Source organism: Alkalithermobacter paradoxus (genome assembly GCA_002029295.1).
GTDB lineage: Bacteria > Bacillota > Clostridia > Peptostreptococcales > Peptostreptococcaceae > Alkalithermobacter > Alkalithermobacter paradoxus.
The window spans coordinates 1-13,349 of record MZGW01000014.1; the positions used below are offsets into that span (position 1 = coordinate 1).

General features: G+C 34.3%; 12 protein-coding genes and 9 tRNA genes. All 21 read left to right on the plus strand.

Annotated features, from left to right (window positions below; translation table 11 throughout):
* Nucleotides 1–37 precede the first annotated feature (37 nt).
* Nucleotides 38–126: transfer RNA gene (locus CLOTH_RS09975), tRNA-Leu, on the plus strand.
* Nucleotides 127–136: 10 nt separating this feature from the next.
* Nucleotides 137–212: transfer RNA gene (locus CLOTH_RS09980), tRNA-Met, on the plus strand.
* A 2-nt stretch (nucleotides 213–214) separates the two neighbouring features.
* Nucleotides 215–289: transfer RNA gene (locus tag CLOTH_RS09985), tRNA-Glu, on the plus strand.
* 5 nt (nucleotides 290–294) lie between these two features.
* Nucleotides 295–370: transfer RNA gene (locus CLOTH_RS09990), tRNA-Val, on the plus strand.
* Between the two features lie 4 nt (nucleotides 371–374).
* Nucleotides 375–451 (plus strand) — tRNA-Asp (locus CLOTH_RS09995).
* 11 nt (nucleotides 452–462) lie between these two features.
* Nucleotides 463–538: transfer RNA gene (locus CLOTH_RS10000), tRNA-Thr, on the plus strand.
* A gap of 5 nt (nucleotides 539–543) precedes the next feature.
* A tRNA-Leu gene (locus CLOTH_RS10005) sits at nucleotides 544–626 on the plus strand.
* A 9-nt stretch (nucleotides 627–635) separates the two neighbouring features.
* Nucleotides 636–710, plus strand: a tRNA-Gly gene (locus CLOTH_RS10010).
* Between the two features lie 4 nt (nucleotides 711–714).
* Nucleotides 715–791 (plus strand) — tRNA-Arg (locus CLOTH_RS10015).
* A 182-nt stretch (nucleotides 792–973) separates the two neighbouring features.
* Complete coding sequence (gene cdaA, locus CLOTH_RS10020) at nucleotides 974–1,792, plus strand: diadenylate cyclase CdaA (protein WP_079413646.1); 819 nt, start codon at nucleotides 974–976, stop codon at nucleotides 1,790–1,792.
* Nucleotides 1,789–2,985 (plus strand): CdaR family protein, encoded by a 1,197-nt coding sequence (locus tag CLOTH_RS10025; RefSeq protein ID WP_079413648.1) that lies wholly within the window; start codon nucleotides 1,789–1,791, stop codon nucleotides 2,983–2,985. Before cdaA ends, CLOTH_RS10025 begins: the two co-directional genes overlap by 4 nt.
* Before the next feature lie 108 nt (nucleotides 2,986–3,093).
* Nucleotides 3,094–4,179, plus strand: a complete 1,086-nt coding sequence (gene buk, locus CLOTH_RS10030; RefSeq protein WP_079413650.1) for a butyrate kinase — start codon at nucleotides 3,094–3,096, stop codon at nucleotides 4,177–4,179.
* Nucleotides 4,179–5,078: a phosphate butyryltransferase gene (gene ptb, locus CLOTH_RS10035; RefSeq protein ID WP_079413652.1), complete on the plus strand. Its 900-nt coding sequence runs from the start codon at nucleotides 4,179–4,181 to the stop codon at nucleotides 5,076–5,078. Before buk (CLOTH_RS10030) ends, ptb begins: the two co-directional genes overlap by 1 nt.
* A gap of 27 nt (nucleotides 5,079–5,105) precedes the next feature.
* A complete protein-coding gene (buk, locus tag CLOTH_RS10040) occupies nucleotides 5,106–6,179 on the plus strand; it encodes a butyrate kinase (protein ID WP_079413654.1) in 1,074 nt (357 codons plus the stop codon).
* 11 nt (nucleotides 6,180–6,190) lie between these two features.
* Nucleotides 6,191–6,868 (plus strand): ATP-binding protein, encoded by a 678-nt coding sequence (locus CLOTH_RS10045; RefSeq protein ID WP_079413656.1) that lies wholly within the window; start codon nucleotides 6,191–6,193, stop codon nucleotides 6,866–6,868.
* Nucleotides 6,869–6,932: 64 nt separating this feature from the next.
* Nucleotides 6,933–7,148, plus strand: coding sequence for a 4Fe-4S dicluster domain-containing protein (locus CLOTH_RS10050; RefSeq protein ID WP_079413658.1), 216 nt, complete (start codon nucleotides 6,933–6,935; stop codon nucleotides 7,146–7,148).
* Between the two features lie 29 nt (nucleotides 7,149–7,177).
* Entirely contained in the window at nucleotides 7,178–8,236 is a 1,059-nt protein-coding gene (locus CLOTH_RS10055; RefSeq protein WP_079413660.1) for a 3-methyl-2-oxobutanoate dehydrogenase subunit VorB, read from the plus strand.
* On the plus strand, nucleotides 8,236–8,982 hold the full coding sequence (locus CLOTH_RS10060) for a thiamine pyrophosphate-dependent enzyme (protein ID WP_079413662.1): 747 nt from the start codon (nucleotides 8,236–8,238) through the stop codon (nucleotides 8,980–8,982). Before CLOTH_RS10055 ends, CLOTH_RS10060 begins: the two co-directional genes overlap by 1 nt.
* 1 nt (nucleotide 8,983) lies before the next feature.
* Nucleotides 8,984–9,526 carry a 2-oxoacid:acceptor oxidoreductase family protein gene (locus CLOTH_RS10065; protein WP_079413664.1) on the plus strand — a complete coding sequence of 181 codons (543 nt, stop codon included), beginning with the start codon at nucleotides 8,984–8,986 and terminating at the stop codon, nucleotides 9,524–9,526.
* 121 nt (nucleotides 9,527–9,647) lie between these two features.
* Nucleotides 9,648–10,994 (plus strand): phosphoglucosamine mutase, encoded by a 1,347-nt coding sequence (glmM, locus tag CLOTH_RS10070; protein WP_079413666.1) that lies wholly within the window; start codon nucleotides 9,648–9,650, stop codon nucleotides 10,992–10,994.
* A gap of 208 nt (nucleotides 10,995–11,202) precedes the next feature.
* Nucleotides 11,203–13,029, plus strand: coding sequence for a glutamine--fructose-6-phosphate transaminase (isomerizing) (glmS, locus tag CLOTH_RS10075; protein WP_079413668.1), 1,827 nt, complete (start codon nucleotides 11,203–11,205; stop codon nucleotides 13,027–13,029).
* Nucleotides 13,030–13,349: the final 320 nt, after the last annotated feature.

The following is a 13,349-nucleotide window of genomic DNA, read 5'->3' on the forward strand; positions in this document are numbered from 1 at the left end:
AGGTTGTGGGTTCGAGTCCCACCCTTGGAGCCAATAAGCCGAGGTGGTGGAACTGGCAGACGCACAGGACTTAAAATCCTGCGGTCCTTACAGACCGTACCGGTTCGATTCCGGTCCTCGGCACCAAGAGGAACATCGCGGGGTGGAGCAGTTGGCAGCTCGTCGGGCTCATAACCCGAAGGTCACAGGTTCAAGTCCTGTCCCCGCAACCAATGGCCCATTGGTCAAGTGGTTAAGACACCGCCCTTTCACGGCGGTAACAGGGGTTCGAATCCCCTATGGGTCACCAAATATGGGATTATAGCTCAGCTGGGAGAGCACCTGCCTTACAAGCAGGGGGTCACAGGTTCGACCCCTGTTAATCCCACCAAATTGGCCTGGTAGTTCAGTTGGTTAGAATGCCAGCCTGTCACGCTGGAGGTCGAGGGTTCGAGTCCCTTCCAGGTCGCCAAATTAAATATTGCTGGTGTAGCTCAATTGGCAGAGCAGCTGACTTGTAATCAGCAGGTTGCGGGTTCGAGTCCCATCACCAGCTCCAAACATGCGGGTGTGGCGGAATTGGCAGACGCACTAGACTTAGGATCTAGCGGGCAACCGTGGGGGTTCAAGTCCCTCCACCCGCACCAATTATTTAAGCGGAAGTGGCTCAGTGGTAGAGCATCGCCTTGCCAAGGCGAGGGTCGCGAGTTCGAATCTCGTCTTCCGCTCCAGTTTGTGCTTGTAGCTCAGCTGGATAGAGCAGTGGCCTTCTAAGCCACGTGTCAGGGGTTCGAATCCCTTCAGGCACACCAATATAGCAAGAGCTTCATCTTCGGATGAAGCTCTTTTTCGTTTTCAATAATTTGTATACAGTTACTCATTTAAGCGAATAATGAATTATTATGTAATAAAATAAGGACAGTTTACTTATTGAAATTTTAGATAACTTATGAAATAATTAACTCGTATAAAGTTAATAGGAGGGTTAAGCATATTGTGGGATATAAGAGATATAATAACTAACATAGGGATTTTAGACATTATAGATATAACAATAGTTGCATATGCTTTTTACAAATTGTACACACTCATAAAAGAAACAAGAGCTGAACAATTAGTTAAAGGTATAATAGTACTTTTAGTTGCAACAAAAGCAAGTGAGCTTCTTCAGTTACATGTAATAAACTGGATACTTATAAATACAATGACAGTTGGACTTATTGCACTTTTGATAGTTTTTCAGCCAGAGCTTAGAAGAGCTTTAGAATATATAGGTAGAACTAAATTTATAATAAGAAGTAATACTGATTTTGAGAATGAAAACATAGACAAAAGTATAGAAGAAATAGTAGAAGCACTCTACTCTTTATCAAGACAAAAGATAGGAGCACTTATAGTTATAGAAAGAGAAACAGGACTAAATGATATAATCCAAACAGGTACAATACTAGAGGCAAAAATAACAAGACAGCTATTAATCAATATATTCATACCAAATACACCTCTTCATGATGGTGCTATAGTTATAAAGGATAGCAAAATAAAAGCTGCAGGATGTTTTTTGCCACTAACTGAAAATAAAAACCTAAATAAAGAACTGGGCACAAGGCATAGAGCTGGAATTGGAATAAGTGAAAAATCAGACTGTATATCGCTTATGGTATCAGAAGAAAACGGATACATATCTATGGCAAAGAATGGTAAATTATATAGAAATATAACCAAAGAATATATAAAAGATTTATTAACTAAAATACTAAAACAAGAAAGCGAGAATAAAGGGATATTTAAAAAAGGTGGTCTATTTAAATGATAAATATATTCAAAAATAACTTGAAAATCAAGATTATATCTATATTCTTTGCTTTTTTTATGTGGGTTTATGTGATGGCTGAGGCAGACCCTATACTAATAAGAGATTTTAATGATATTCCTATAACCATAACAAATCTAGAACAACTAAAAGATAATGGAATGACAATAGATCATAATACAAGACTAAGAAGTAATGTAATTCTTAGAGCTAGAAGATCATTACTGAAAGATATAACAAGAGATGTAATTAAGGTATACGGGACAATAAAAAACCCTCAGCTTGGAGAAAATAAAATAGATCTTAGAATAGAGCTTCCGAACAATATAGAATACACAATAATACCAGATAAGTTAACTGTAATAGTAGAAGAGAATGTTGTTTTAAGAAAAGAAATAGAAGTACAAACAAAGGGTACACCAAAAGAAGGAGTAAAGGTTTCAGATATAAATCTAAATCCTAAATCAACATGGATAGAAGGGCCAAAGAGTATAGTTAGCAAAGTGGATAAATTGATATGCAAGCTAAATTTAGAGAATAAAGAACATAGCTTTAATGTTAGAGCTGAAATTATACCAATAGATCAACAAGGAAATACAGTAGAAGGAGTATATTTAAGGGATAGATACACATATGTAAACTTGAATGTACTAAATTCCAAAAGAGTGCCTATAAAAGTGGATATGAACGATATATCAGATAAAGGTTATAAGTTACTATCATATAATTTAGATAACAAGATGGTTACTATATACGGAAATAAAAGAGACTTAGATAATATAGATGCTATATACACAGAGAAGGTAGATATATCCAATTTAAAAGAAAGCACAAAGAAATTTGTAAATCTTATAATCCCAGAAAATATAGATACTACAATAAAAAGTGTTGGTATAGACTTTAAGGTTTCAAAGATAATATCAAAAGAGTTCTATATTCCTAAATCAAGAATAAACTTCAACAACAATATACAAAATTTAGACATTTCAAAAAATAATCTACCTGATGAGATACGGGTTAAAGTAGTATATTTAGAGGAATTTGACTCAAAACTAAAAGAAGAAGATATACAAATTTTTGTCAATATGCAAGAAGTAGATCCTGAACATTTAAAATACGAGCTAAAGTATTATATACCATATCCGGTTGAATATGTTGATATAATGCCAAAATTCGTTGAAATATACAGATAATAATAAGATTGTATACAAAAATGTAGTCGCATGACTGCATTTTTTATTGCATTTTTTATATTTTAGAGATATCATATAAATAGAAAAAACTTTTCATGAGGTGATACTGTGTCAAGAGAGTATATTCTTGTTATAAATCCAGGTTCAACTTCAACTAAGGTAGGCATGTTTAAAGGAAATGAAAACGTTATCCAAAAAAATTTAACACATTCTTCACAAGAACTAGAAAAATATGAGAAATTATGCGATCAGTATGAGTTAAGAAAAAATATCATTCTTGATTGGATGAAAGAAGAAGGATATTCTACATCTCAACTAATAGCAGTTGTAGGTAGAGGTGGACTTTTAAGACCTATGCCAGGTGGTACATATAAAGTAACTGATAAAATGATAGAAGATTTAAGAGTTGGAATTCAAGGAGAACATGCTTCAAACCTTGGAGGAATAATAGCAAAAGCTATAGCTGATATGGAAAATATAGAAAGTTACATAGTAGACCCAGTTGCAGTAGATGAATTTGAAGATATAGCAAGGATATCAGGAATTCCACAGATAACTAGAAGGTCTTTAGGACATGCACTTAATATAAAAGCAGTAGGAAGAAGAGTTGCAAGTTCTTTAGGATATAAATTTGAAGATATAAATATGATTGTAGCACATCTTGGAGGAGGTATAAGTGTAGCTCCTGTAAGAAAAGGAAAAAATATAGATTATAATAATGCAAATGAAATGGGTCCATTTTCACCTGAAAGAAGTGGAGGACTTCCAGTAGGAGATTTAGCTAAAATGTGCTTTTCTGGAAAGTACACATTCAATGAAATAAAGTCTAAGCTAAGAGGAAAAGGTGGACTTGTAGCATACCTAGGAACTAATGATGCAAGAGAAGTTATGAAGTTAATAGAAAATGGTGACCAAAGAGCAAAACTAGTATTTGATGCTATGGGATACCAAATAGCTAAAGAAATAGGATCCATGGCCACTGTATTAAATGGAGATGTTAAGGCTATAGTTATAACTGGAGGATTAGCATACTCTAAATATCTAACTGACTATATAACTGACATGGTAAGCTTTATAGCTCCTGTAGTTGTAGAGCCAGGAGAAGATGAACTTAAAGCTTTAAATGAAGGTGCTTTGAGAGTGGTTAACAAAGAAGAAGTTGCTAAAATATATGAACAAGAGGTGAATTGTTAATGAGAAACTTTGAAGAAGTAATAAAGTACGCAAAGGAAAGAGGACCTAAAACAATATCAGTAGCTTGTGCACAAGATAAAGAAGTTTTAATGGCTGTAGAAATGGCTAGAAAAGAAGGAATAGCAAATGCTATACTAGTTGGTGACTTAGATCAAGTTAAAGAATTATCAAATGAACTTAATATAGATTTAAACAATTATGAACTAATAGATGAGAAAGATTTAACTCAAGCTTCAAGAAAAGCTGTAGAGCTTGTTTCAAGTGGAAAAGCTCATATGGTTATGAAGGGTCTTGTAGACACTTCTATAATACTAAAAGCAGTTCTTGACAAAGAAATAGGACTTAGAACTGGAAACGTATTAAGCCACGTTGCAGTATTTGATGTTCCAGGATACGATAGATTATTCTTAGTAACTGATGCTGCTATGAACCTAGCACCAGATCTTGAAACTAAAAAGCAAATAATAGAAAATGCTTGTCAAATAGCATATGGATTGGATATAGAAGAGCCTAAAGTTGGAGTAATATGTGCTAAAGAAAAAGTAAATCCAAAAATGATAGACACAGTTCATGCTCAGGAATTAGAAGAAATGAACAAAAGAGGAGAAATTAAAGGCTGTATAGTTGGAGGACCTTTCGCTCTTGATAATGCAGTGTCAGTAGAGGCAGCAAGACATAAAGGGATAGATCATCCAGTAGCAGGTAAAGCAGACATATTACTAGCACCAGACATTGAAGCTGGAAATGTACTTTACAAGTCTATGGTATTCTTTGCAAATGCAAAAAATGCTGGAGTTATAGTAGGAGCAAAAGCACCTATTATATTAACATCTAGAGCAGATAATGAAGAAACGAAACTAAACTCAATAGCTTTAGGAGTTTTAACAGCTAGCAAATAATAAAAAACAGCATACTAGGAGGGCAATATGGATACAAAATTTAGAATACTTACAATAAACCCAGGATCTACATCTACTAAAATAGCAGTATTTGATAACGAAGAACTAGTATTTGAAAAAACCCTAAGACATTCAGCAGAAGAAATAGGACAATATGATAAAATAGCAGATCAATTTGAATTTAGAAAAAATGTAATAGAAGAAGCAATGGTAGAAAATGGAGTTAAAATAGAGGAATTAAATGCAGTTGTAGGTAGAGGCGGACTTTTAAAGCCTATAGCTGGTGGAACATATAAAGTGAATGAAGATATGATCAAAGATTTAAGAGTAGGAGTATTAGGAGAGCACGCTTCAAATCTTGGAGGATTAATAGCTAAAGAAATAGCACAAAAAGCAGGATGTGAAGCATTTATAGTAGACCCTGTTGTAGTTGATGAACTGCAAGATGTTGCAAGAATATCAGGTATGCCAGAAATAGAAAGAAAAAGTATATTCCATGCATTAAATCAAAAGGCTACAGCTAGAAGATTTGCAAAAGAAGTTAACAAATCTTACGATGAAGTAAATGTAATAGTAGCTCATATGGGTGGAGGAATATCAGTTGGAGCTCACCAAAATGGAAGAGTTATAGATGTTGCTAATGCACTAGATGGAGAAGGACCATTCTCGCCAGAAAGAAGTGGAGGACTTCCGGTAGGTGATTTAGCTAAAATGTGTTTCTCAGGAAAATACACACTGAATGATATAAAGAAAATGATAAAAGGAAATGGTGGACTTGTAGCATACCTTGGAACTAACGACGCAAGAGAAGTTGGAGAAATGGTAGAAGCAGGTAATGAGAAAGCTAAACTTGTATTCGAAGCTATGGCTTACCAAGTAGCTAAAGAAATAGGAGCTTGCTCAGCAGTTCTTAAAGGAAAAGTAGATGCTATAATTTTAACAGGTGGAATAGCTTACTCAAAAATGTTCGTAGAGTGGATAAAAGAAAGAGTTTCATTCATAGGAGAAGTTAAAGTATATCCAGGAGAAGATGAAATGATAGCTTTAGCTCAAGGTGGACTTAGAGTGTTAAAAGGGGAAGAAGCAGCTAAGACATATTAGTAGGTGATCTTATGATAATAAATGACAAAAGAACAAGAATTATAATAGGACATTATGGAAGTGGAAAAACAGAATTTGCTATAAACTATGTGATGAAGCTAAGAGAAGCTGTAGAAGGAAAAGTTGCAATAGCTGATTTAGATGTAGTTAATGTATACTTTAGAACTAGAGAAAAAAGAGATCTTCTACAAAGTAAAAACATAATGCCTATAGATACATCTGTGCAGGCAACAGCAGTAGATGTACCTGCTGTATCAGCTCAAGTTATGGCTCCACTTCAGGATGATAGCTATAACTATGTTATGGATGTAGGTGGAGATTCAATAGGAGCTAGAGCACTAGCTAGATTTTCTCATCTTCTAAAAGAGGGTGAGTATGATATGCTGTTTGTGGTTAATGCAAATAGAGAAAAAACTTCAACTGCAGAAGATGTAATAAGACATATAAGGGAGATTGAAGCTGTAACTAATGTGAAAGTTACAGGACTTATAAACAATACTCACTTTATAAGACAAACAACAGTAGAAGATATACTAAGAGGACAAGAACTAACAAAAGAAGTTTCAAGAATGACAGGAATACCTATTAGGTATGTATCTTGTATTGAGCATTTAGTAGACCAAATGCCAAAGGATATAGAAGGAGAAATATTCCCTATAAAGCTTTACATGAGAGAAGACTGGATGTAATTTCAAGGCCTAAAAAGCCTAATTAATATAAACATCAAAGTTTTTAATATAAGGAGGGTGTACAATGGCTAAAGGAAGAGTAAGTTTTGAGCAAAACCGTTGCAAAGGATGCGAACTTTGCACAACAGTATGTCCAGTAAATATAGTTATAATGGATAGAAGTAAAATAAACAAAAAAGGATACAACCCAGCAACAGTAAGTGAAGAAGAAAAATGTGTTGGCTGTGGAAACTGTGCAATGATGTGTCCAGATTTAGTTATAACTGTGGAAAGAGACTAATTATAGATAATAATAAGGAGGGAAATAAAATGGCTAAAGTTTTAATGAAAGGAAACGAAGCTATAGGTAGAGCAGCGATGGAATCTGGCTGTAAGTACTTCTTCGGATATCCTATAACACCTCAAAATGAGTTACCAGAATATATGTCAAAAGAATTACCTAAAATAGGTGGAGTATTCTTACAAGCAGAATCTGAAGTTGCAGCTATAAACATGGTTTATGGAGCAGCTGGTTCAGGAGCAAGAGTAATGACATCTTCTTCTTCACCAGGAATTGCTTTAAAGCAAGAAGGTATATCTTATATAGCAGGAGCAGAACTTCCAGCTGTTATAGTTAACATAATGAGAGGTGGACCAGGACTTGGTGGTATACAACCATCTCAAGCTGACTACTTCATGTCAACAAGAGGAGGAGCAAATGGTGACTATAGAACTCCTGTATACGCTCCAGCTACAATACAAGAAGCTGTTGATATGGTAATGGAAGCTTTTGATGTTGCAGATTACTACAGAACTCCAGTTATGGTTGTAGCAGATGGTATGATAGGACAAATGATGGAGCCAGTAGAATTCAAAGCTCCTAAGAGAAGAGAATTAAAAGAAAAAACTTGGGCTACAACAGGAACTAATGGAGAGAGAAAACCAAACATAATAAACTCTTTATTCTTACAACCACAACAATTAGAAGATCACTGCATTAGATTAGATGCTAAATATAAAGAAATAGAGAAAAATGAAGTTCAATACGAAATGTACAAAACAGAAGATGCAGAGTTTGTATTCGTTGCATACGGAACAACTGCAAGAATAACTAAAAACACAGTAGATGCTTTAAGAGAAGAAGGAATAAAAGCAGGACTTATAAGACCTAAAACATTATGGCCATTCCCATTCAAAGCATTCAACGAAATACCAAATGCTAAGAACATAATGTCTGTTGAAATGAGTATGGGTCAAATGATAGAAGACGTAAAATTAGCAGTTGAGGGAAGAATTCCTGTTCACTTCTACGGAAGAACTGGTGGAATGATACCAACTCCAGATGCGATTGCAGAAAAAGCTAAAGAAGTATTAGGGGGTGCTAGATAATGGCAGTTGTATTCAAAAGAACTGAAGGATTAACAGAGAAAGAAGTTCACTACTGTCCAGGGTGTACTCACGGTATAATCCACAGATTAGTAGGAGAAGTATTAGAAGAACTAGGAGTATTAGGAAAAACAATAGGTGTTGCTCCAGTTGGATGTTCAGTTTTAGCTTATGATTACTTTAACTGTGATATGCACGAAGCAGCTCACGGTAGAGCACCAGCAGTTGCAACAGGAATCAAAAGAGTTCACCCAGATAGCGTAGTATTTACATATCAAGGTGACGGAGACTTAGCTTCTATAGGGGCAGCTGAAATCGTTCATGCAGCAGCTAGAGGAGAAAAAATAACTACAATATTCGTAAATAACGCTATATATGGTATGACTGGTGGACAAATGGCTCCAACAACTTTACCAGGACAAAAAGCAACTACATCTCCACTTGGAAGAGATGTAAGCCATGCAGGAGCACCTATTAGAGTTTCTGAAATGCTTGCAACACTTGATGGAGCAGTATTTGTTGAAAGAGTATCAGTAAATAACCCAGCTAACATAAGAAAAGCTAAAAAAGCTATAAAAAGAGCTTTTGAAGTTCAAATAGCAGGAAAAGGATTTGGAATAGTAGAAGTTTTATCTACTTGTCCAACAAACTGGGGAATTCATCCAGTAGAATCTCTTAGATGGTTAGAAGAAAATATGATTCCTTACTACCCATTAGGAAATGTTAAAGACGTAGCGGAGGTGAAGTAATATGGCAACAGAAAAAATAATTTGTTCAGGATTCGGTGGACAAGGGATTATGTCTATGGGACAACTTTTAGCTTACGCAGGAATGCTTGAAGGGAAAGAAGTTTCTTGGCTTCCTTCTTACGGACCAGAAATGCGTGGAGGAACAGCTAACTGTTCTGTTATAGTTTCTGATAAGCCAGTAGGATCACCAGTAGTTACAAACGACTGCAGTACAGCTGTTGTTATGAACTTACCTTCTTTACTTAAATTTGAGTCAGCTATTGTTCCAGGAGGAAAAATATTAATAAACAGCTCATTAATAGAAGATAAGGCAGAAAGAACAGACATTACTGCTTACTATGTACCAGCTAATGAAATAGCACAAGAACTTGGAAACATAAAAGTTGCAAATATGGTTATGCTTGGTGCTTATCTTGAGCTTACTAAAATAGTAAAAGTAGAAACTGTAGTAGAAGCTCTTAGAAAAGTATTTGGACCAAGCAAAGAAAAATTAATACCAATAAATGAAGAAGCTCTTGCAAGAGGAGCAGCTGCAGTAAAATAATTACAAAGGCCACTTATGTGGCCTTTTGTTATGTAAATTTATTGTAAATTAATAAGGTATATGGTAATATAATATAAGGGTATTTATGCCCTTATTTTTTTTCTTTTTAAGGAGGGCAAGAATGGGTAAACTATTTGGAACCGATGGAGTAAGGGGTATAGCTAATACTGAACTTACATGCGAACTTGCATATAAATTAGGTAGAGCAGGCGGATATGTTCTTACAGAAGGAAAAAAGAACATAAAAGTAATAGTAGGAAAAGATACAAGAATATCAGGAGATATGCTTGAGGCTGCTTTAATCTCAGGAATAATGTCAGTAGGTGGAGATGTAATATCTGTTGGTGTAGTTCCAACACCTGCAGTTGCTTACCTTACAAGATTATATGAAGCAGATTGTGGAGTTGTAATATCAGCATCACACAACCCAGTAGAATACAATGGGATCAAATTCTTTAATAAAGATGGATACAAGCTTCCTGATGAAGTAGAAGAAAAAATAGAAGACTTAATATTTAATATGGACAAAATTGATTATAAACCTACAGGAGAAAATGTAGGAAAAAAAATAGACAACAAAGATGGAAAAAGAGACTATATAAATTATATAAAGCAAATAATAGGTACAGACCTGAGTAATCTAAAAGTAGTTTTAGACTGTGCAAATGGAGCTGCATTTGAGGTTGCACCTTCTGTATTTGAAGAACTAGGAGCAAAAGTAATTACTATAAATAATACTCCAGATGGAAAGAACATAAATCTAAACTGCGGATCTACTCATCCACAAGATCTTCAAGAAGAAGTCGTAAAGAATAAAGCAGATTTAGGTCTTGCATACGATGGAGATGCAGATAGATTAATAGCAGTAGATGAAAAGGGTCAAATAGTAGATGGAGATCATATAATGGCTATATGTGGAAGCCATTTAAAGAAGCAAGGAAAACTAAAAGATGATACTGTAGTAGTTACGGTAATGAGTAATATAGGGCTTCACATAGCAGCAAAGGAAAATGGATTAAAAACAGTTTCAACTAAAGTTGGAGATAGATATGTCCTTGAAGAAATGATAAAATCTGGATATAATCTAGGGGGAGAACAATCAGGACATCTAATATTTTTAGATTACAACACTACAGGAGATGGGGTATTAAGCTCTTTAGTACTATCTTCAATAGTTTGTAAAGAAAACAAAACACTTTCACAACTTGCATCTATAATGAAAGAATATCCTCAAGTTCTTATAAATGCGAGAGTAAAAAATGAAAATAAAGATAAATATCTAGAAGATATACAAATAAAAGAAGAAATAGAAAAAATAGAAAAGTTACTAGATGGAAATGGAAGAGTTCTTATAAGACCATCTGGCACAGAGCCACTAGTTAGAGTAATGCTTGAAGGAAAAGAGGAAGGTCAAATAAAAGAATTAGCAACTAACCTTGCTAATTTAATACAATCAAAATTATCATAGGCATAAATTTCTATGCCTAGAGCGCCAGGACTTAATTTATATTAAGTTGACGAGGACAGGGCTTATCGAATTATCGGCGGATACCCTGCGGTTCACAACCGAGAGATGTTTAACAAAATCTATAAGTGATTATAGACACAAAATAAACATCAGTGAATAGACCTTTCTCCTTAAATATAAAATATAAAATTTAGGGAGGTAAAAAAATATGTGTGGTATAGTAGGTTATATTGGTAACAAAAGGGCAACAGATGTATTGATAGAAGGACTATCAAAACTTGAGTACAGAGGTTATGATTCAGCAGGAGCTGCGATTAACACTGGAGGAAATTTAGAAGTTAGAAAATTCAAGGGAAGACTTGCAGTTCTTGAAGAAAATCTTAAAGAATATCCAGTAGATGGCAACTTAGGAATAGGACACACTAGATGGGCAACACATGGAGCACCATCTGATAGAAACTCACATCCACACCTTAATATGGATGGAACTATAGCTGTAGTTCACAATGGAATAATAGAGAACTACATGGAATTAAAAGAAGAATTAATGAGTGAAGGAGTTGTATTCAAATCAGAAACGGATACAGAAGTAGTAGCTCATTTAATAGATAAATACTACAAAGGCGATTTACTTGATGCAGTATATAAAGCTATGGAAAAATTAAGAGGAGCTTATGCATTAGGAATAACTTGCAAAGACTACCCAGATACTCTAATAGCTGCTAGAAAAGACAGCCCACTTATAGTTGGACTAGGAAAAGAAGAAAACTTCATAGCATCAGATATTCCAGCTATATTAAAATATACAAGAGATGTATATTTACTTGAAAATGGAGAAGTTGTAGTTTTAACTAAAGATGAAGTTAAGATATACAACCAAAATAGAGAAGAAGTAAAAAGAGATATATATCATGTAACATGGGATGTTGAGGCTGCATCTAAGGGTGGATACGATCATTTCATGATAAAAGAAATAAATGAACAACCAAGTGGAACAAAAGAAACATTAGTTAGAAGACTTGATGAAAATAAGAAAATAAAGTTAGATAATATAAACCTTACAAAAGAAGATTTAGATAAAATAAACAAGGTATATATAGTTGCTTGTGGAACTGCTTATCATGCAGGTCTTGTTGGAAGATATGCTATAGAAAAGTTCGCTAAGATACCAGTAGAAACAGACGTAGCATCTGAGTTTAGATATAGAGATCCATTTGTTGATGAAAATACATTATTAATAGTTGTAAGCCAATCTGGAGAAACTGCAGATACACTAGCAGCACTTAGAGAAGCCAAGTCAAAGGGAGCTAGAATACTTGCTGTAACTAATGTAGTAGGGTCTTCTATATCAAGAGAAGCTGATGATGTATTCTATACTTGGGCAGGACCTGAAATAGCAGTTGCATCTACAAAAGCTTACACAACACAATTAGTTTCTTTATATATGATAGCACTTGATATGGCTATTAAGAAAGGAACTATAACAGAAGAGTTTTATAACCAAGTTATAACTGATTTAGGCAATATACCAAGTAAGATAGAAGAAATAATAAATAACTCTGACAAAATAGAGAAAATAGCAGAGGAAATAAAAGAAGCTAAAAATGCTTTCTATATAGGTAGAGGACTTGACTACTATGTTGCTATGGAAGGTGCACTTAAAATAAAAGAAATCTCTTACATGCATGCAGAAGCATTTGCAGCAGGAGAGTTAAAGCATGGAACAATAGCTTTAATAGAAGAAAACATTCCTGTAGTTGCAATAGCAAGTCAGAGTGAATTATTCGAAAAAATGGTTTCAAATATGGAAGAAGTAAAAGCTAGAGGAGCTTATGTTATAGCAGTTGCTCAAGAAGGAAACAAAGAAGTAGAAAAAGCTGCAGATAGAGTAATTTATATACCAAAAGTTAATGATATACTAGCAAGTATATTAACAGTAATACCACTTCAACTTCTTTCTTATTATGTATCTGTAAAAAGAGGATGCGACGTAGATAAGCCAAGAAATTTAGCAAAATCAGTAACAGTTGAATAGATTAAAAAGGGTAGGTTTTTTCCTACTGTACACTTTAAAAAAAGTTCATCTAGTGACAATAAAGTTCACCTAGAACAAAAAAAGTTGACCTAAAAATCATGGATAGATATCAGTTTTCCAGACTGAATCTTCCATGATTTTTTATTTATGGACTGAAAAATAGATGAATTATTGAAGTGGAAATATTGAAAAGATGTACACTCCAAAAAAAGTTCACCTAGTGACAATAAAGTCCACCTAGAACAAAAAAAGTTGACCTAAAAATCATGGGCAGATATCAGTTTTTGAGACTGAATCTTCCATGATTTTTTTATTAGCAG